Annotated in this window: 19 protein-coding genes and 1 pseudogene; 4 read left to right on the top strand and 16 right to left on the bottom strand. The window is 52.6% G+C overall.

Translation table 11 applies throughout. From position 1 onward, the window contains the following. Positions 1-90: 90 nt before the first annotated feature. Positions 91-1,062, bottom strand: a complete 972-nt coding sequence (locus tag MUB23_RS13925; protein ID WP_244801210.1) for a helix-turn-helix domain-containing protein — start codon at positions 1,060-1,062, stop codon at positions 91-93. A gap of 192 nt (positions 1,063-1,254) precedes the next feature. Between MUB23_RS13925 and MUB23_RS13920 the strand changes: the two genes are divergently transcribed. The 4 genes from MUB23_RS13920 (at position 1,255) to MUB23_RS13905 (ending at position 3,855) form a co-directional block, all read left to right on the top strand. Then, entirely contained in the window at positions 1,255-1,623 is a 369-nt protein-coding gene (locus MUB23_RS13920) for a helix-turn-helix transcriptional regulator (RefSeq protein ID WP_117579787.1), read from the top strand. 194 nt (positions 1,624-1,817) lie between these two features. After that, entirely contained in the window at positions 1,818-2,147 is a 330-nt protein-coding gene (locus MUB23_RS13915) for a MobC family plasmid mobilization relaxosome protein (RefSeq protein WP_021632164.1), read from the top strand. After that, a complete protein-coding gene (locus tag MUB23_RS13910; protein ID WP_244801209.1) occupies positions 2,108-3,451 on the top strand; it encodes a relaxase/mobilization nuclease domain-containing protein in 1,344 nt (447 codons plus the stop codon). The genes MUB23_RS13915 and MUB23_RS13910 overlap by 40 nt, the downstream gene beginning before the upstream one ends. Positions 3,452-3,522: 71 nt before the next feature. Further along, complete coding sequence (locus MUB23_RS13905; protein WP_117513598.1) at positions 3,523-3,855, top strand: DUF6050 family protein; 333 nt, start codon at positions 3,523-3,525, stop codon at positions 3,853-3,855. Between the two features lie 428 nt (positions 3,856-4,283). Here MUB23_RS13905 and MUB23_RS13900 read toward each other — a convergent pair whose 3' ends face one another. The 15 genes and pseudogenes from MUB23_RS13900 to MUB23_RS13830 all read right to left on the bottom strand — a co-directional run bounded on the left by MUB23_RS13900 (position 4,284) and on the right by MUB23_RS13830 (position 18,350). Continuing rightward, positions 4,284-4,481 (bottom strand): hypothetical protein, encoded by a 198-nt coding sequence (locus MUB23_RS13900; RefSeq protein WP_118285723.1) that lies wholly within the window; start codon positions 4,479-4,481, stop codon positions 4,284-4,286. Then, complete coding sequence (locus tag MUB23_RS13895; protein WP_244801208.1) at positions 4,478-6,304, bottom strand: antirestriction protein ArdA; 1,827 nt, start codon at positions 6,302-6,304, stop codon at positions 4,478-4,480. Before MUB23_RS13895 ends, MUB23_RS13900 begins: the two co-directional genes overlap by 4 nt. Positions 6,305-6,316: 12 nt before the next feature. Next, on the bottom strand, positions 6,317-6,796 hold the full coding sequence (locus MUB23_RS13890; RefSeq protein WP_244801207.1) for a hypothetical protein: 480 nt from the start codon (positions 6,794-6,796) through the stop codon (positions 6,317-6,319). Continuing rightward, positions 6,783-8,885 (bottom strand): type IA DNA topoisomerase, encoded by a 2,103-nt coding sequence (locus MUB23_RS13885; RefSeq protein ID WP_244801285.1) that lies wholly within the window; start codon positions 8,883-8,885, stop codon positions 6,783-6,785. The genes MUB23_RS13890 and MUB23_RS13885 overlap by 14 nt, the downstream gene beginning before the upstream one ends. Next, positions 8,875-9,951: a CD1107 family mobile element protein gene (locus MUB23_RS13880; protein ID WP_244801206.1), complete on the bottom strand. Its 1,077-nt coding sequence runs from the start codon at positions 9,949-9,951 to the stop codon at positions 8,875-8,877. Before MUB23_RS13880 ends, MUB23_RS13885 begins: the two co-directional genes overlap by 11 nt. Beyond that, positions 9,941-10,213, bottom strand: a complete 273-nt coding sequence (locus MUB23_RS13875) for a DUF4315 family protein (protein ID WP_005541834.1) — start codon at positions 10,211-10,213, stop codon at positions 9,941-9,943. Before MUB23_RS13875 ends, MUB23_RS13880 begins: the two co-directional genes overlap by 11 nt. Positions 10,214-10,239: 26 nt before the next feature. Further along, complete coding sequence (locus MUB23_RS13870; protein WP_244801205.1) at positions 10,240-12,219, bottom strand: C40 family peptidase; 1,980 nt, start codon at positions 12,217-12,219, stop codon at positions 10,240-10,242. Continuing rightward, a complete protein-coding gene (locus MUB23_RS20030) occupies positions 12,216-13,238 on the bottom strand; it encodes a DNA cytosine methyltransferase (RefSeq protein WP_244801204.1) in 1,023 nt (340 codons plus the stop codon). The genes MUB23_RS13870 and MUB23_RS20030 overlap by 4 nt, the downstream gene beginning before the upstream one ends. After that, entirely contained in the window at positions 13,231-13,404 is a 174-nt protein-coding gene (locus MUB23_RS13860) for a hypothetical protein (RefSeq protein WP_021739915.1), read from the bottom strand. Before MUB23_RS13860 ends, MUB23_RS20030 begins: the two co-directional genes overlap by 8 nt. After that, positions 13,397-15,826: a VirB4-like conjugal transfer ATPase, CD1110 family gene (locus tag MUB23_RS13855; protein ID WP_442874116.1), complete on the bottom strand. Its 2,430-nt coding sequence runs from the start codon at positions 15,824-15,826 to the stop codon at positions 13,397-13,399. The genes MUB23_RS13860 and MUB23_RS13855 overlap by 8 nt, the downstream gene beginning before the upstream one ends. Continuing rightward, positions 15,744-16,178 carry a PrgI family protein gene (locus MUB23_RS13850; RefSeq protein ID WP_244801203.1) on the bottom strand — a complete coding sequence of 145 codons (435 nt, stop codon included), beginning with the start codon at positions 16,176-16,178 and terminating at the stop codon, positions 15,744-15,746. Before MUB23_RS13850 ends, MUB23_RS13855 begins: the two co-directional genes overlap by 83 nt. Before the next feature lie 14 nt (positions 16,179-16,192). Continuing rightward, positions 16,193-17,062, bottom strand: coding sequence for a VirB6/TrbL-like conjugal transfer protein, CD1112 family (locus tag MUB23_RS13845; protein ID WP_021739912.1), 870 nt, complete (start codon positions 17,060-17,062; stop codon positions 16,193-16,195). A 20-nt stretch (positions 17,063-17,082) separates the two neighbouring features. Further along, positions 17,083-17,298, bottom strand: a complete 216-nt coding sequence (locus MUB23_RS13840; RefSeq protein WP_071143480.1) for a Maff2 family mobile element protein — start codon at positions 17,296-17,298, stop codon at positions 17,083-17,085. A gap of 36 nt (positions 17,299-17,334) precedes the next feature. Next, positions 17,335-18,150: pseudogene (locus tag MUB23_RS13835) on the bottom strand (VirD4-like conjugal transfer protein, CD1115 family); the annotation flags it as partial. A gap of 41 nt (positions 18,151-18,191) precedes the next feature. Beyond that, on the bottom strand, positions 18,192-18,350 hold the full coding sequence (locus tag MUB23_RS13830; protein ID WP_006428300.1) for a transposon-encoded TnpW family protein: 159 nt from the start codon (positions 18,348-18,350) through the stop codon (positions 18,192-18,194). Positions 18,351-18,421: the final 71 nt, after the last annotated feature.

The raw sequence follows: 18,421 nt of genomic DNA, 5'->3' as shown, positions 1-18,421 counted from the left end.
CGGTTAGAGAAGTCTAACCGCAAAGCTTATGATACTTCATATTTAATTATTGCTCCACTCCCAGAAGCCCCAATCTATCCAAAAAGCCAATCAATTTCTACTCTTTCGGTATTCGCTGGGAGATTGCCCTATGATCTCCTTAAAAGCAGTGGAAAATTTATTGGGATTTTCGTATCCGACCATTCCAGCTATCTCCGCTATTGACATCTTTGTTGTAACTAAGAGTTGGGTAGCTGCCTGCATTTTATATTCACGTTGAAATGCGTGGATTGGTTTCCCGTAGACCGCCTTAAAACAGTCCTTCAAAGCGGTAAGACTCATCCCATATCTATCTGCAATACTTTTCAATGTTTCTCGGCTATCTAATTGGTTTGCCAACTCACATTTTAGTACTTTAATCTTTTTGATTTGGTTAGCGGAATAGTATGCAGCAGTCTCAAAATTCTCTTGCGGGAGCATCTGGGAAAGCAGAAAAAGACTCTCCAATACTTTTAACCGTAAGTATCCCATAGGAGCTGTATCTCGTACTTCACAGATTTCTTGAAACACATGACGCAGATTGGGAGGAGTCTTAATAATCGAACAACAATGGCCGTCACAGAATTTGTCTATCAATTCTTTCAGATTTATTGAAACGCCCTCTACAACATTTTCAAAAATCAGTCCGGTTATATCTAAGTCGATAATAAATGCAACTCCATCGTAATATCCAATCGGAAATTCTGGTGGTTCTCGTTCGGGAGATAGAAGGCTAACCGCGAAATCTCCTTCACCCAAGTAGGTAACAAAGCCATGCTTATACTCACACTCAAATCTTCCGGCACGACAGTATGCTATTTCTAAAATGTTTGGCATCGCTCTACTTCGCATACGGCATGAGGAAGCCTCAAAAGTTGAATATGCTAAATCAATACCAGGAAATAGATGGTAGCAGTGCATAAATCCGTTTGGCGTATCGCATTGCATTTGGTACTTAGTTTCATTTTCGTTTTCTTCCATGATTTTTGCTTTAGTTCCAAAAACATCCAACTTTGCAATTTCTGCGTTTTCCATTAGCCGCATTTAGGAAACCATCTCCCTTTCGTAGTTAGTCATAAGTAATCAATACTATATTAGCACAATCATAAAGGAAAGTCTATTTTTATCATGCTCAAAACATGTTTGGATTTTGGAATTATAAAATGTAGGCAAAGAGCATATAGCATCATTCCATGTGCAAACTATGAAATATAGAATGTATATGGGTGATGTTGAATGGCAAAAGTTAAAGACTGCCCTGGCTTTGAAACCTTCGGTGCGGATGTAAAAGAAGCACGGAAGGCGAAGAACCTTGCACGAAAAGATTTAGCCGAAAAGGTGAACATTGATACCAGGTATCTTGCCAACATCGAAAATGAGGGCACGATCCCCAGCCTGCCGGTCATCATTCAGCTTGTAAGAATCTGCGGTCTGCCGATGGAGCGGTATTTCAATCCAGAGGTTATGCGGGAGGAAAGCGAGCTGCGTCAGCGGGTCGGACAGAAGTTAAAGCTCTGCCCGGAACAGTATTTACCTATCGTGGAAGGTGCCATTGACGGGGCCTTAAAAATTGAAAAGCCGAATGAAGAAACGGAGGGTGTCTGAACATCCTCTGTTTTTCTTATTTTGCGGGCATTTTGGGGCTTCCGCAACGCTTTATAAGTAGGGATAAGATACGGTAGCAAGCACAGCAAGCGAGTACCCGCTTGCGAATTTTGAGATTTTCAGGTCCCTTACCCGAAAATTCAAAATTGCTTGTTGGGATAGTCCCAAACCCTTATAAAGAACGGAGGCGGCGCATGGCAAACCGAAAGCGAAATATTCAAATAAAATTCTATGTCACGGAGGACGAAAAACGGCTCATAGACGAAAAAATGAGCCAGTTACCCACACGCAGATATGGCGCTTACCTCCGCAAGATGGCGATTGACGGATATATCATCTATACGGACACCGCAGATATCAAGGCATTTACCAAAGAGCTTTCCGCCATTGGTCGGAATATCAACCAGATTGCCAAGCGGATCAACGCCGGAGGTCCTGCGTATCAGGCCGACATGGACGAGATACGGGAAAGGCTGGATGAGATATGGCAGTTACAAAGACACATCCTATCAAGTCAACGCTGAAAGCCGCCATTGACTATATCTGTAACCCGGAAAAGACGGACGGAAAGCTGCTTGTTTCTTCCTATGGCTGTGCCGCCGAAACTGCGGATATCGAATTTTCCTGGACCCGCCGCCATGCCATCGACAAGGGAACGAACCTGGGGCGTCACCTGATCCAAGCCTTTCAGCCTGGGGAGGTTACGCCGGAACAGGCCCATGAGATCGGCATGGAGCTTGCAAAAGAAATCCTGGGCGGCAAGTATGAATTTGTACTTACCACCCATATAGACAAAGATCATGTTCATAACCACCTGATTTTCAATGCGGTCAGCTTTGCGGATCACAAGCACTATCATTCCAACAAGCGGAGTTATCACTATATCCGCCGCACCTCCGACCGGCTTTGCAAGGAACACGGTCTGTCTGTCATCATCCCCGGACAGGACAAGGGCAAGAGCTATATTGAACATCAGGCTGCACAGAACGGCACCAGCTATAAGGCAAAGTTGAAAGCTGCCATTGACCGGCTTCTGCCAGCCTGTTCCGATTTAGAAGAACTGCTTCGTCGCCTGCAGAGAGAAGGCTATGAGATCAAGCGGGGCAAATATATCTCCGCCAGAGCGCCGGATCAGGAACGATTCACCCGTCTGAAAACCCTGGGTGTGGACTACACCGAAGAAGCCCTTGCCGCCCGGATTGCCGGACGTTCCAGACCTTCCCGCCAGCCGAAACAGCGGAACGGAAAGATCAGCCTGCTCATTGATATCCAGAACAACATCAAGGCACAGCAGAGTGCAGGCTTCACCCATTGGGCGAAGCTGAACAATCTGAAACAGGCCGCCAAGACCATGAATTTCCTGACGGAACACGGGATAAGCAGTTATGGAGAACTGGAAAGCAAATTGACCGCAGTATCCGCACGCAGGGATACCGCTCATGCAGAGATCAAGCGGATAGAAAGCAGAAGTGCCGAACTTGCCCTTGTGATGAAGCATGCCGGAACTTACCGTCAGCTAAAGCCGCTTTATGACCGATACCGCAAATCAAATGACAAAGAAAAGTTTCTGCGGGGGCATGAGAGCGAGATCATCCTTTTTGAAGCGGCCGCCAGAGAATTGAAACGGCTGGGGGCTGTGCCGCTGCCGACAACGGAAAGCATGAAAACGGAGCTTGCTAATCTCAACGCAGAAAAGGAACGGCTCCTTACAGAGTACAAAACCGCAAGAACCGAAGCCCAGGAATACGATACCGTCAAGCAAAATGTGGATGCGCTGCTGGCCGTTCCAAAGGAACAGGAACAACAGCGGCGGCATGAACTTGAATAATTTTCTCTAAAAGACGCTGGGCGTAGCTCCTGGCATCCTGTATAATGGAACTGCGGAAGGAGGTTTTACCGATGACAAGAAGCGAAGCAATCAAAGCATTTTTCTTCAAAAGCGTACTGCCCGTAATCGTGGCGCTGATCCTGTATTGTATCTTCAAATCCGCCTGCATGAAGAACGGAGAGCTTGACTATGTATGGCTCTGGATACTCTGCGGGCTGCCGTTTGGACTTCATCGGATGTGTCTCTGGATCGTGCCGGGCGGCGGCTCCCTGGGTGGAGGGATCGCCCTGTTTGCGTTGAACTTCATTATCGGCGGCGTGATCGGCGGTTTCGTTCTGGCATGGCGGCTGATTGTGGCAGTGTGGTATGTGCCGCTGACAGTGTACCGGCTGATCGTTGGATGATTTTTTTGCGTCATGGAAATATGGAAAACTGCCGCTCGTGCCGATGGAAAAGCCATTCACAGCCTGATGGAAAAAGACAAGCCTTTTCCCACAGGTCTGCAAACAACTTTCCCACAGCCTCACAATCCTGGCAGTTTACGCACATTCCCACAACGCCTACTACGGCGGCTATCCATCCTTTCCTATCCAATCCTAAAAAAATACTATGGAAATCCTTCTCTAACTGAGGTACAGTTTGTACCCCTGTTCAAATAATTTGATTAAAAAGAAAAAGCGGGAGTACAGCCGATCGGACGAACCGAAAAGCTGTACTCCCGTTTTGCGTGACAGAAAGTGTTTGAAATCAAGCTTTTTTCTTCATGTGCCAGCAAGCAGACCGACACATGAAAAATCATAAAGGCTCTCTTTGAAAATACGAATACAGGGAATTATTCTGCGTTTTTCGCCCCCTTATCCTCACAGATTTTAGACCGTTTGGAACTGTAATGCGGGCAAGCGACCAGACATACCCGGAAACTCTGCTTGCAACCGTGAACACATTTTTTGCAGATATGGTTATACTGCCGCCTGCCGTTCTCGCCCAGGAAGAACGCCCATTCCAGCCGCCACTTCTTGCTTCGGCTCATAGGCAGTCATGCTCCGGCACATCACGACCGGGCTTCTTGCCCTCCGGTGGCTTATGCTCGGCACACTCCCGTTTTGCGTCCTCTAACCGATCACGGATGGAAGGCTTCTCCGGCGTTGTCCGTTCTGCGTACTCCTGGGCTTTTTCCAATTCTTCGCCACGTCTGCCGTTGTTGATAACGCCGTCGATCATGCCGTAGTCATCCTCCAGCGTCATTTCAGCGGTGCGGAGAGGATTGTCCTTTTCCGGCTGCTCCGCTGCCACGGCAAAGGCCCGTGTACCGTTTCCCATGATAAGATACTTTCCATCATCGGAAATATGGTGGACACCATAACCGGCTGCCTCCATCTGCTCCCGGCTCATAGCCGTCACCTGAAAGCTGCCCCTCGGTGTCTGCACACGTTCGCCAGTTTCAAAACGGTCTGGCAGATAAGCGAGGTCTTGCTTCTCTGCCGGGACAGGGAGAACAACGATATTGCCATTGATCTGCATAAATCGTTCCGGCGTTTTGAACTGTTCCGTGTATTTCTGGATTAGTTCCGGGGACAGGGAGGCAAAATCTTCCTCACCAAGTCCAACCACCAGGAAAGTCCCTGCTACGATATCATAAATTTTTCCATTTTCATCCCGCAGCCCACGGTTCAGGTCAAGCCCGATGAGCTTTCCTTCATCATTGCAAACCAGCGCCACCGGGTCAGAATAGGGATAAGTTGCGCCAATGTCTCCGCCGACCTCCGCCTGCAGGGAATGAAGATCGGGGTCGATCTCCTTCACATAGGGTTCCTTCATAGGTTCCACTACAAGCACAGTCATCTTTTCCGAGGCAGCCCTTTCCGCAGCGGACAGCATTTCATCCGCATGGGACTTCTCCGGGTCCTCCAAAGCTGCCTTGACCTCCGCCGGGTCAAAATCAAGAAATTCCTCATAGCCCGTGGCGTCCTTGAATTTTTCGATCTCCGAGGGAAGATAGTCCTCCTGCGTCTGCCCCAGCGCCGCCAGCTTTTCATCCAGTGCGGAAATGCGTCCGGCCATCAGATTTTCATACAGTTCTTCCTTTGCGGCGTGTGTCTCCGGGTGCTCCGCCGCATACTGCGGATCGTTCTGACGGAAAAACTCGTCCATGTCAAAGGCGATATCCATAGCCCACTCGGATTTTTCTTCTTCGGGAAGATCGTCCTGGAAGGCCATCACCCGGTATTCGTCGGGGATGCTGCCGCGCTCACCGTCGTAATACTCATGGAAACTGTCACCCGTATCACGCACATAGCCCTGATCCGTGAAGGTGCCGTTTTCCTCCAACGCAACGTCCCGGCCGTAGGCCTCATAGTCGATGTAATTCTGCAAATGCTCTGGCACCTGCATAACGTCCAGTTCTTCGATGTAATAGCGGCCCAGATCGTCATAGTCATGGATATCGGGGTAAACCTCATAGCAATCCAGATTCTCGGTGAGGTTGATGATCTCCTGCAGGCTGCCGCAATGGTCGCCCATTTCCATACCGGCCTGAAACTGTGCGTATTCGCTTTCGCTCATTTCCTCCAGCTTCGACGCCAGATAATTCAGCTCGTCCAGACTTTCGTATTCGCCCAGCTTGCTGTAAAGACCATCCACATAGCAGTCATAGTCCGTGATGAACCATTCTTCATAGGGCTGTCCGAAGTCATCCTTCTGGCCGATCCCAATACGCTTGAACACTTCTTTCAGTTCCTCGGCGGTGGTGGGAAACTTCACCCACTCGCCCACAAGCTCGCCCTCATTGTACTTTCCAAGATTGGTGATAAAGGCGGCAAAGGGATAATCCTTGTCGTGATCGTAATATGGCATATCAGCACCTCCTTACAGTTCCGGCACAGACTTTTCCTTATGGGGCTGCGCCTTGTTTTTCTCCGCACATTCCTTTTTGCCCTGTTCCAGCCGTTCCCGGATGGAGGGCTTTTTCTCCGGCTCCGCAGGGCGTTCATGCACCCACTCGTCGCCGGAAAGAGAAATATATCCGTGTTCCGTAAAATGGCCCTGTTCCTCCTGCATGGCGTACTTGCCAAAAGGAACAGGGTCGATCGCTTTCAGAAGTTCCGGGGGCAGCAGCATATCCATGTGCTGTGCCAGATACCGCCAGCCCAGATCGTTCAGATCGTGGATATTGGGCTCAAATACGAAATAGTCGATGTTGTCCGCAAACTCCTTGAACTGCTCCGGCGCTGTCAGCTTGAAGGGCGATGCCTGCACCGCCGCCAGCACCTCCCGGTCCTCCGGGGAGAGGGCAGCCACCGCCGCCCTCACTTCGGGTAAATGTTCTAAAGTCTTATTTTCTGCCATCAGCACCAACCTTTCTTTTCGGAAATTCCAGCTTAAAATTGATGTACTTGCCGCCCGTGTCATTCAGGATCACCGCAGCGTCATAAGTGGCCTGTTTCTTTTCAGACCACATTCCCTTGACATTGGTGCGACCCTTTTTCAGAAGGTCCGTTGCCATCTTCTTTGTCAGCTCCTTCTTGCGGCTCATCCAGAAGCGGTCATTTTTCCAGAGGACAAAACCGCAGGACCGATCCGAACACGCAAAATTCTTTTTACCTTCATAGATCGGCTGGCCGCAGCGGGGGCAGGTACCGATCACTTCCTTCTCCGGGGCAAACAGCTTTTTGCCGTCCTCGGAAATGCAGGAATAGGTGGACACGATCTCTTGAACCATCGTGCGGATACCGTCCATAAAGGTATCCGGGTCAGTGCCGCCCTTTGCGATCTCCGTCAATTTCTGTTCCCATTTCGCTGTCAGCATGGGAGAGGTCAGCGGCTCCGGCAGAACCGTGACAAGGTTGATACCGGCTTTTGTGGGGATCAGGCTCTTGCCCTTGCGTTCCACAAATCCGGCTGCCACCAGCTTCTCGATGATGGCCGCCCTGGTCGCAGGCGTGCCAAGACCTTTTCGCTCCGCCTCATCGGGAATATCATCCTTGCCTGCGTTCTCCATAGCGGACAGGAGGGTATCTTCGGTGTAAGGCTTCGGCGGCTGGGTGAAATGCTCGGTGACGGAAACCTCCGCGCCGTCAAAAGTCTGCCCTTCGGTGAAGTCCGGGAGCGTGCCGCCGTCCCCGTCCGCAGGTCTTTCTTTCAGGGAGGCACGGAAAATGCGGTCGATCTCCCGCCAGCCTTCGGAGAGGATGCGCTTACCCTTTGCGGTAAAGGAATGGCCGCCGCAGTCGAAAGTTGCCGTGACTGCCTCATACACATACGGCTCCGCCGACGCACACAGCAGCTTGCAGCAGACAAGGAGGAACAAATTGCGCTCACCCAGAGGCAGAGCCTTGATATCCGCTTTTTCAATCTCCATAGTCGGGATGATAGCATGGTGGTCAGATACATCCTTGTCGGAGCTCATGGCCTCCACCAGCGGGAAGAAGTTGCTGATCCCGTCAAAGGGCGGCACCTTCGCCGCCAGATGGATGACGCAGGAGGCTGTTTCCGTCATGTCGGAGGTCAGATACCGGCTGTCCGTGCGGGGATAGGTCAGCAGCTTCTTTTCGTAGAGGCTCTGGGCGTAGTCAAGGGTCTGCTTCGCCGTGTATCCGAACAGGCGGTTCGCCTCCCGCTGCAAGGTGGTAAGATCATAGAGCTTCGGCGGCTGTTCCTTCTTCTGCTCCTTCGTGACGGAAGTACAGGTGACGGCCGCACCCTTGCACATGGCCGCTGCCTGTTCCGCCTTCGCCGGATCAGTGAATTTCTCCGACACTGCTTCGGCTCCATCCAGCGTCAGGCGCAGCAGATGATATTTTTCTTTGTGGAACAGCGTGATCTTCGCGTCACGCTCCGCCAGCATTGCCAGTGTGGGGGTCTGAACACGGCCCACATTCAGGGTGCGGTGATAGAAAACGGAGAAAAGGCGCGTGGCGTTGATCCCCACCAGCCAATCCGCTTTCTGGCGGCAGAGGGCGGATTGATACAGGGCTTCATAATCGGCGCCGGGGCGCAGGTCAGAAAAGCCCTCTCGGATAGCGCTGTCCTCCATCGAGGAAATCCAGAGGCGAAGGACCGGCTTGCGGCATCCGGTCATTTCATACACCAGTCGGAAGATCAGCTCACCTTCACGCCCGGCGTCACAGGCATTGACAATGGTATCCACATCGGGGCGGTTCATCAGGGCACGGAGATTTTCAAAAGCATCCTCCTTGCCCGGTGCCAGCACATAGCGGAACGGCTCCGGCAGAATGGGAAGATCGTCATAACGCCATTTCTTGAAACGCTCGTCATAGCCGCCCGCATCCATCGGGGATACCAAGTGCCCCACGCACCAGGATACAAGAAGGCCATTGCCCTCATAAAAGCCGTCGGCCCTGGATGAAGCACCCAGGGCCGATGCGATAGATTTTGCCACACTCGGTTTTTCTGCGATAATCAGTTTACTCATTATTTTCCTCCGTTTCCTTGTCCTCGGTCAGATATTCTTCTTCATCTTCCAGGTCGAAATCATCCAGATCAGCGGGAACTTTCTTTCCCTGCTTCGGTTTCAGCACCAGGAAATAGACCGCCGTACCGCCTCCGGCTGCAAGGATCAGCAGCACCGCCAGGATCGCCCCGGTATTGCTTTTCTTTTCGGGTTCCGGATTCTGCGGTTCGGTGGGCTCCGCAGCTTTCTGTTCTGTGCCAACACATTCACTAAGGTTTTTTACGCAGACCGGGCAAGCAGTGTTGACCGCTCCGGCCTGGCACTTTTCCGTACAGGTGCAGACAATAGGTGTTTCCGCCTTTTCTCCATCCTCCGTGAGTGCCATGAGGTCGGCTTCATCCACCTGATTCAGAAAATGCACGGTTTCCTCGCCCTCGTCGTCACGGTCGATAATGAGATAGAACACATTGCCGTTCTTCGTTTCCACTGTAATAAACTGCTTGCCGCTGGCGGTCGGACTGCCGATATCGTCAATCAGCGAAAGGTTCCCGTCCGGCGTCAGGGCGGCACCGTCATTCAAACCACCGCCCAGCATCCCCAGCAGATTTTCCAGTGTTTCCGCATCCAGAGAGAAAGAACCTTCTCCGGGACCAGCCTCGCCGTCACTTACCGTCATGTAGCCGGAATAGACATAGCCGACCTTTTCCGGCAGGATGACCTTCAGCCAGTCGCCGTCCGTGCCGATCACCTTCACGGTCGTTCCGTTAGGAAGCTGGGTGAAGGCGGTATAATCCATTCCGGCGCCAGTGCGGACATTTAGATTGCCGCCGCCCGTGGTGACGGTGCCGGTCTGCCCGGAGTCATTTTCGCCGGAACTGAACTGGATACCGTCCTCGGTGACGGATACCGTGACCTGGCTGCCTGCCAAAGCGGAAAGCAGATCAGAGACATCCCCAGCCGTTTCCTGTTCAGCCACGGACTCCGTGCTTTCCTCGCCGCCGCTGGCAAAGGCGGTGATAGAAAAAGCGGCAGTGCTGAGCACCACCGCCAAAAGAGCCGATACCATTTTTGTCATAAAGTTATGCTTCATCCTCGTATCCCTCCGTTTCCTCATTCTCGGTGTTGCCCTCCTGCAGCATACCTTCCGGCAGGGAGATCATACCGCTGGCATAGGCTTTCAGGAAGGCGGTCAGTTCCTTGTTGTCCATCTTCACGGCTTTCACCATGCGGACGATTTCCAGATTTTCTTCCTCCGCAAGCTGGGCCTCCAGCGCACGAAGGCGTTTCTGCTGCTCCGCAATCTTTTCTTTGGTTTTCGCAATGTCATTGCGAATCTTCTGTGTCGTTGCCATAAATCAAATTACCTCCATATCGTTTTTTAGTTGTAGGGCGGTCGCCCGAAAGCGTAAAAGTGGGATTGCCAGTAGCTTGTGTTAATATCTGCATACTGGATGGGGTCGCCGCAGTGCAGCATTTTTCCACCGCCCACATAGATACCCACATGGGAAACGCCCGGTGTATCGTAAGTTCCGACGAAAAAGATCAGGTCGCCGGGTCTTGCGTTGGCAGAGGATACCGGGGTGGAAATATTGTAGAGCCCCTGGGCTCCCAGCCTGCCCGTATTGCAGACGCCGCTTTGCGTCAGCACCCAGGACACGAAGCCAGAGCAATCAAAAGAAGTGTTCGGATTGCTGCCGCCCCAGACATAGGGATAGCCGATGTACTTCTCCGCCTCGGTAATGAGCGCTGCAAAGGTTTCATCTTCCAGTGCGGAAGGCGGAATATCATAGGTGGTGGGCGGTTTGGTGTACTTGTCTACATAGCCGGAGCCTGGGAACAAATCTTCCCGGTTTCCCAGCGTTGCCATATAGACCGCATACAGGGAAAGTGTTTCTTCGTCCATGATGTAGACCGGCACATGGGAAAGGTCGAAGTTTTCCAGCTTCACCTTGCAGATATAGTAGTTGTACGGTACTTCCACGTCATAGTCATTTCCTTCGCTGTCTGTCCGTGTCTCCGTCCGATAGCGTACCTCCACTTCCACGGTCTGCGTCAGGATGTACTGCTTTTCAAAGAGCATTTGCAGTTCCTCCTGAACCTCATCGATGGTAAACACCCCTTCATGGAACGCCGTGAGAATGGAGATCAGCACATAAGGGTCATGCTCGATCTCGTCCAGGTCAAAACGGTATTCATCATATCCAGAGTGCAAAGCCTCATAGTGATCCAGCTCGTGTTGAAGTTCCTGCTCCAGTTCGCAGTAGGCCGCCTCTGCAGCCAGCATATCCGCGTCCTCGGAGAGATAAGAGGAAGTAAATACGCTACCTATGCCGGAGCCCGCCATCATGGAACAGGAAGATACCCCGCCAAACAGCAGGGCAACACAGGCGCCAATGCCAATCACCAGCAGCACCGCCCGGCTATGGTGCTTGATGTAGAGGAATGTTTCCTTGAATGCGTCCTTTGCTTTCTGCGCCGCACTTTTCGCCGTGGCCGCTGTGTTCTTTGCGGTTTTCTCTGTCTGTCGCAGTTCCTTTGCATAGTTCCGCTTGATCCGCTGTTTCTGCAGAAAGCGGGATACCGGGTTAGAAGCCGCCAATGCAGGATCATCATGCAGTGCCTTTTGGTAAAGGTAGTCGGCGTTTGCCTTAAAAGAAGCCTGCTCTGCCTTCGCCGCGTCACGCCAGAGCTTTGTGCGGTGATGGTGAACGGCGGCACGGACTTTGCCTTTTCCGTAGGCAAGCCCGCGTTCCGTCAGCACCTCGCCCTTGTGTCCAGCCTCAACACCCACATTTTCCTGTTCCACCTCATGCACCTTCGCATGGGCGGCATGGACGATCTCATGGACCGGCCGGGAAAGCGGATTGTGCCGCAGGCGTCCATTGGGGCGTTTCTCCACTTCTTCAAAGTGAAGCTGCATCTTGCCTTTTCCGGCTGCTTCGTCAAAAACATGCTCGGTACGGAGAACTTTCTTTGTGGGGATAGCGGCCTTTGCCGCGTCCAGCCTGTCCGCCGCACGGTCGGAACGGTCGATGTACTTTCCAAGTGCGGGATCGGCACGTTCTTCCTCGATAAATTGCAGGCGGGAGGACGGGCGCTGCCTTGCGGCAGAACCATCCCGCACCGCCTGGGTATCAGCCTTTTCCGCCTTTCGTGCGCGTTTCTTTTCATGGTGTTCCGCCGCACGCAGGGCAAGGTCAGCCGCAGCACCAGCGGATTCTTCCGAAGAAGCGGACAGCTCCGTTTCCGGCTCCCGGCTGCTGATATGTTCCACCTCGCCCGTGGCAAGGTTTTCCGATACCGCACCGTCACGGGTCATTTTCTGCGTGATCTTATCGGTCGCTTTCAGTTCCCTCATAGGCAGTCACCTTCCTTTCCATAGGGGCAGAAGTCACCGCAGGTGCCATTCTCGATCATGGCGATATAGCGGAAAATGGGATATGCCTGGGGCGGGCAGACCGCATTTCCCAATGTTTTCAGCCGCAGTGCCCTGTCATCCATGCGCTCGGTCATGCGGGGGATTCCTTCCGGTTCGGCGGTCCAGAGGATACGTCCGTCCATCCTTTCGGGAAGCCCATGAGCCATTCCACCCAATCCGGGTTCAGTGCCGCTGTTTCGGACACCGGCCGCTCCTGGGAGATGATCTGCGCCGACAGGTTCCCGTCCTTCTTCGCCGGATCGAAGGCTGATGGCTTCAAGGTCGAACGGAAACCGTCCGACGCCACCGGGGTCAGATAGAATACCGCCGCCGACAGGCTCAGGCTCCAAATCGCCCCGTTTCGGTTCCTCTTGCGGAATATCCCATTGTCCGACAGGAACACATCCAGGCTTGCCGCGTCCCTGGCGGTGTTGTTGTCGGAGGCAAGGGGTGTGGGAAACATCAGCCGCGACGATAAAAGTTCGCTGGCGCTCATGCCATGCGCCGACGCCGCAAGCCGGAAATACGAATGGGAGAACAGCGTATCCCGCTTTTGCCAGGTCAAAGATCGTTTTGTCGAGCCCCATATTGATGAAGCCAGCAACATTTTCCCCAAGCACCCAACGGGGCCGCAGCTCGGTAATAACGCGGCACATTTCCGGCCACAGGTAGCGTTCATCCGCAAAGCCCTTCCGTTTTCCGGCGGTGGAGAAGGGCTGACAGGGAAAGCCGCCTGAGATAACGGTAACTGTTTCAAGTCCTGTTTTTTCAAAAAACGCCTCCTTCGTAAAAGTAGTAATATCCCGGAACCTGGGAACATCCGGCCATCGTGCGGAGAGGACGGAGTGCGGAAAATCCGCCCACTCACACTGGCAGACGGTTTCAAACCCGGCAGCCTCCGCCGCCAGGTCCAGACCGCCAATGCCGGAAAACAGGCTCACATGGTTCAGTTTATTCATGGTCCTTCGGCGCACGGAACGGTTCGATCTCACTTTCCAGCTCCGCAAGGACCGCCTCCATATCCGCCGTGACCGCCTTGCTTCTGGCAATCAGCCGGTTCATCACATCAAAGAAGGTTTCGCCCTCCTGTTTTTCTTCTGTATGCAAATAGCGGGGATCATTCATGTTCGTTTTCTCCTTTCCCGGTTTCACCAAGTTTTGTCGTCATAATGCTGTAAAGTTCATTGTCCTTCGGGAAGTCATCCACAAAAGGAAGGATCACATTACCGAAGAAGATCAGCCCCTCGCCGGGGCCTGCGTTGCTGATATGCGCCGCCTGCTGGTTGGAGATATTCAGGCGCTCGCAGAGGATTTTCCTGTCTCCGCTGGCCTGGTTCAGAAGGTACACAAAATCGCTGTTTTCAAAGATATTCTCGATTTCCGGGGAGGAAAGCAAGTCCTTGATGTTCTGCGTGATCCCCGTGGGAATACCGCCCCATTTACGAAAGCGTTTCCAAATCTCCACGCTCCAGGAACCAACCTCGCCGCGCAGCAGAAGGTGGAACTCGTCCACGAAATACCAGGTAGATTTGCCCTGATCCCGGTTCTGGGAAACACGGTTCCATACCTGGTCCTGGATCACCAGCATACCCAGGCTTTTGAGCTGCTTTCCCAGCTCCTTGATATCGAAGCAGACAATGCGGTTGTTGATATCCACGTTGGTACGGTGGTTAAAAACATTCAGGCTGCCATGCACATACAGTTCCAGTGCCGCCGCAATCCGCTGTGCCTCCGGCTCCGGCTGCCGTTTGATCTCGTCATACAAATCTTCCAGCAGCGGCATATTCTCCGGGCGTGGGTCTGCGATATAGGGGCGGTACACGATCCGCACGGCACGGTCAATGACCGTCTTTTCCACCGGCTCCAGACCGTTCCGGCCGCCTGCCGCCAGTTCACAGAACGACAGGATAAAGTCAGATTTCAACGCCAGCGGGTTATCATCTTCGCTGTAATTGAGATTGATATCCATAGGGTTCACATACTGCGTACTGGTTGGAGAGATTTTGATGACCTGTCCTTCCAGACGATTCACCAGCGGAAAGTATTCCGCCTCCGGATCGCAGATCAGGATATCGTCCTTTGTGTTCAGGAATACCCCAACGATGGAACGCTTTGCGGAAAAGCTCTTGCCGCTGCCGGGCGTACCTAAGATCATGCCGTTGGGTGTTTTCAGCTTTTTGCGGTCGGCAAGGATCATGTTGCCGGAAGTGGCATTGAGCCCGTAGTAGAGAGCTTCGCCACCGTGGAAAATCTCCTGTGTGGTGAAGGGAACGAACACCGCCACCGCCGAAGTGGTAAGCCCGCGCTGTATCTTAATGCGGTTGACACCCAGGGGCAGAGCCGACACGAAGCCGTCCTCTTGCTGGAAGTCCAGCCGCACCAGGGAGCAGTTATATTTCTGTGCCACGCTTGCCGCACGGAGAAGGTCATTCTCCAGCTTTTGCCTGCTGTCTGCAAAGTTCACCACCAGGAAGGTCATTAGGAACATTCGCTCATTTCTGCTTTGCAGGTCACGGAGGATGTTCTTTGCCTCGCCTGCGTAGGTGGCAAGATCGGTGGGGATGATATCCATATCGAAACCTTCCCGCACTGCCTTTTTCTGTGCATCGATCTTCATACTGTCAATGTCGGTGATCTTCCGCTTGACCGTTTTGATCGCCTCGTTCTGATCCATACTGTGGATATGGAGGCTGACAAGCAGCCTGCTGTCCGTATCCAGCAGCTCGGTAAGCATACGGTCATCCATTTCCGGTGCGCTGATCTGCAGAAAGGACACGGCACAGAATTTATCCGCCATCGTGAACTTCCGTGCTTCACCGAAGCGGAAGGAAGATGGTGCGATAAAATCCTGAACCGACAGGCCGGAAGGGGCAAGCCAGCTCCATTCAAAGGCAAACCGTTCCCCATCCGGGTGCAGGATGCCGTGGAGCATTTCCAGCCACTCCTTGCCGCCAAGCTCTTTTGCCAGAGCACCCATGACCTTGAAATGGTTGAGGGCATCCATGACGATCCGAGAAAATCGTGCCCGTGCGGTTTTGCTGTCCCGTGCCTCGATGGTGAGTGTCAGGTACTTTGTTTTGATAAGACCGTTGTTGCCCCGTTCAAGCTGCTTGCGGAGCATTTGTGTGTAAAGCTCACGGATATGGTCGAAATGATCTCCCTGCGCCGCGATCTCGATACGCTTTACAAAATCCTCCCGGTTCATGCGGCGGCTCACAAGGGAAAGCTGCATCCCGATAGAAGCGTCATGGGCGTTATACATATCGCAGAGAGCTTCAAAAATCGCCGTCTGGTCGTCAGGCTTTGCAAGCTGATAATTCACATCCTCGAACTCGATACACTTCGACCAGGTGTGGTCGTCCAGCTTGCACAGACCGTCCGGATACATCTGGCGGAACGGTAAGGTATCCTGTGCGGAATGTACCCTGCCGTCGCCTCTGGCGGTTTCCAGGATACGGCTGATCTCACGCTTTTCCGCGGCGGTTAGCTTTACCGTGGGTTTTGCCGCCTGCCGTGCCTGCGGCTCTGGCTTTCGCTTTCTGAACAATGGCTTTCACCTCCTTTTCCGCCTGGGCCTGCCGCTCCAGGGCTGCGTAGAAATTGTTTGTCTGGTAAGGCCGTTCTTTCGTCCGCAGGAACATACAGCGGATGACCTGTCCGGCCACCACTTCCAGGGGTTGGCCGTGCCGCTCATACATGGCAAGCAGAAAGAACGGGAGCATGACGATAATCATGCAGAACGCGGCGGCGCTGTTGCTGGCCGTGCGTCTGAGCAAAAAGAAAAGCGGTACTCCGATGAGTGCCGCCGCTCCGAAACATATAAGCTGCCGTTTGGTAAGCCCAAACAGCACTTTGGATTTTACTTTCGTCAAATCCTTTGGAATGGTTACATACGCCAATTTATCAAGCCTCCTTAATGCGCTCCGAACAGGCTCTTAGAGAGGCTGCCGGTCTTGAACAGGGCGAAGCACAGCAGGACCGTGTAGCCCATGCAGGCCCATATCGCGCCTGAGATATTTCCGTCCGTGGCGATACTCTGTACCAAAACAGAGTAGATTCCCACGCACACCATGATAAGAAATGCCTGGAACGCCAATGCAAACAGGGATTTCAAGTAGTTCTGCCCCGTATGGCTCCAATCCCGGTTCGTCATGGTGGCAAGTGGGATCGGTCCAACGGAAGTGGTCAAATACACCTCGATCATGCGACCGTAGATAACAAGCATGATACAGATGGAAAGGGCGTTCATGGTAAGCCCTACGAAAAGGGACTGGAACCACAGTCCGAACAGTTCTCCTGTGCCCAGAGCTTCAAGCTGCGCCTCCATATCCGTGATGACGCTGCTGATATCAATGGAGGTATTCCCGATGATGACGCCTGCGCTGCTGTTCACAACGCTTTGCCCGACATCGAAGATACCCATGACGATATTCCATGTGTTCGTCACAATGAGAACGGCACAGAATGTTTTGAAAATCCACTTGAAGAACATCCAGGTGTCTACATCGTGCAGGTTATTTTTCTCTGTCACAAGCTGGATCAGCTCATAACACATTACGAATGTCAGGATAACCCCGGCGATTGGAACGATCACCGTTTCAGAGAGGTTTCGGATCATAGAAAAGACGCCGCTGTTCCATGCCAGCGGCGTCTGTCCCACTTCACCGGCGATCTCGCCTACTTTGGTATTGACCGTATCGAACATGCCCGACAGGTTTCCCGTGATCCCCTCGATGAGCAGCCCTCGGAGCCATTCATCGAGTTTGTCGAGTATGCCGCCCATAAGCGATCACCGCCGGACGATCAACCGAACAGGCCGGAGAGCAGAGGTACAAGGGTGATGCCGATGAGGGCGACACCGCCGCCAGCCATCAACTGTTTCATACCCTGGCTTTTGGAAGCAGGGTTGTCCTGGCCATAACCTTCCAGAAGGTTGATAACGCCCCAGATACCAAGACCTGCGCCCAGGGCCACTACGAGAGTCTGCAAAACACCAACTGCACTGTTGAAAAATGCCATAAAATAATCCTCCTAAAAAATGTTTTTGATTTGGGTTTAAGTAGTTGCGTCAATCTCGTACACATCGAAGGTGTCCGTGGGTTTTACCACGGCACGCTGCTTCTTCATGTACCGTTCCATGTCAAAGACATTTTTAGGGTCGGCGTCGGCCGTGTATCTGTAATTCGGGTGCTGGGTGAGGTCGTACTTGTCCGAAAGGAACGGGCGCACGCCCCGCAGCATGAAGATACACTTGCCGCCGTCCATCACTGCCAATTCGTCCTGGGTCATCAACTCCTTTCCTAATTTCTGATAACTGAGGCCGTGGGAAACCTGGCTGCCCCGGTTTTCGGACTGGTTATAGAGATCAATGGTCTCTTTCCCCAGCAACTCCGAAATTTCCTTGAGCGTGGATTTCTCCTTGCCTCCCAAAAACAAGGTGCTGTCACAGTTACCGACGATGGTATCTGCCGCGTCCTTGTAGATGGTTTTTAACTGGCTCTGCGACTGCAAAATAATAGAAGCCGATATCTCACGGCTTCGGATGGTGGCAATCAGCTTATCGAAGTTCGGTATCTGGCCGATGTTGGCAAACTCGTCCAGGATCAGACGGACATGAACGGGCAGCCGTCCGCCGTAGTAGTCATCCGCCTTGTCGCAGAGCAGATTGAAAAGCTGACTATACATGAGGGCGGCCACGAAATTGAAAGTGCTGTCCGTATCTGACAGGATCACAAACAGCGCTGTCTTTTGGTCGCCCAGGGTATCCAGTTCCAGTTCGTCATATTCCATCAGGTCCCGCAGCTCCTTGATATCGAAGGGAGCAAGCCGGGCACCGCAGGAAATGAGGATGGATTTTAAGGTCTTGCCAGAGACGAAAAGTCAAGGACTTTTTCATCAAATTCACAAAGAAGTCACATTTTGCGGACTTCCTCACGGAGCAGACGCTTGATTTTGTCCTCCATCGTCTCTTTTGCGGTCTGGCTGAAATGGACACGGACGATATAGGTTGTCTTGCCGATCTGCTTTCTGACAGTCGGGCAAGTGGCGGTGTTAGTTGCGGTATTGTTCATTCAAAATCCTCCTGTAAATGAAAAATGCCCGGTGACTGTTCATCATCGGGCGGTGTCGGTATGATGGAACA

The organism is Cuneatibacter sp. NSJ-177 (assembly GCF_022867805.1).
Lineage (GTDB): Bacteria > Bacillota > Clostridia > Lachnospirales > Lachnospiraceae > Pseudolachnospira.
The sequence above is the reverse complement of the archived record's forward strand: the minus strand, read 5'-3'. Positions and strand labels throughout refer to the sequence as shown.

What these genes read in the sequence shown, in the direction of transcription:
- MUB23_RS13925 (WP_244801210.1), bottom strand. Translation starts at nt 1,062, where the DNA reads ATGCGGCTAATGGAAAACGCAGAAATTGCAAAGTTGGATGTTTTTGGA.
- MUB23_RS13920 (WP_117579787.1), top strand. Translation starts at nt 1,255, where the DNA reads ATGGCAAAAGTTAAAGACTGCCCTGGCTTTGAAACCTTCGGTGCGGAT.
- MUB23_RS13915 (WP_021632164.1), top strand. Translation starts at nt 1,818, where the DNA reads ATGGCAAACCGAAAGCGAAATATTCAAATAAAATTCTATGTCACGGAG.
- MUB23_RS13910 (WP_244801209.1), top strand. Translation starts at nt 2,108, where the DNA reads ATGGCAGTTACAAAGACACATCCTATCAAGTCAACGCTGAAAGCCGCC.
- MUB23_RS13905 (WP_117513598.1), top strand. Translation starts at nt 3,523, where the DNA reads ATGACAAGAAGCGAAGCAATCAAAGCATTTTTCTTCAAAAGCGTACTG.
- MUB23_RS13900 (WP_118285723.1), bottom strand. Translation starts at nt 4,481, where the DNA reads ATGAGCCGAAGCAAGAAGTGGCGGCTGGAATGGGCGTTCTTCCTGGGC.
- MUB23_RS13895 (WP_244801208.1), bottom strand. Translation starts at nt 6,304, where the DNA reads ATGCCATATTACGATCACGACAAGGATTATCCCTTTGCCGCCTTTATC.
- MUB23_RS13890 (WP_244801207.1), bottom strand. Translation starts at nt 6,796, where the DNA reads ATGGCAGAAAATAAGACTTTAGAACATTTACCCGAAGTGAGGGCGGCG.
- MUB23_RS13880 (WP_244801206.1), bottom strand. Translation starts at nt 9,951, where the DNA reads ATGAAGCATAACTTTATGACAAAAATGGTATCGGCTCTTTTGGCGGTG.
- MUB23_RS13875 (WP_005541834.1), bottom strand. Translation starts at nt 10,213, where the DNA reads ATGGCAACGACACAGAAGATTCGCAATGACATTGCGAAAACCAAAGAA.
- MUB23_RS13870 (WP_244801205.1), bottom strand. Translation starts at nt 12,219, where the DNA reads ATGAGGGAACTGAAAGCGACCGATAAGATCACGCAGAAAATGACCCGT.
- MUB23_RS20030 (WP_244801204.1), bottom strand. Translation starts at nt 13,238, where the DNA reads ATGAATAAACTGAACCATGTGAGCCTGTTTTCCGGCATTGGCGGTCTG.
- MUB23_RS13860 (WP_021739915.1), bottom strand. Translation starts at nt 13,404, where the DNA reads ATGAATGATCCCCGCTATTTGCATACAGAAGAAAAACAGGAGGGCGAA.
- MUB23_RS13845 (WP_021739912.1), bottom strand. Translation starts at nt 17,062, where the DNA reads ATGGGCGGCATACTCGACAAACTCGATGAATGGCTCCGAGGGCTGCTC.
- MUB23_RS13840 (WP_071143480.1), bottom strand. Translation starts at nt 17,298, where the DNA reads ATGGCATTTTTCAACAGTGCAGTTGGTGTTTTGCAGACTCTCGTAGTG.
- MUB23_RS13830 (WP_006428300.1), bottom strand. Translation starts at nt 18,350, where the DNA reads ATGAACAATACCGCAACTAACACCGCCACTTGCCCGACTGTCAGAAAG.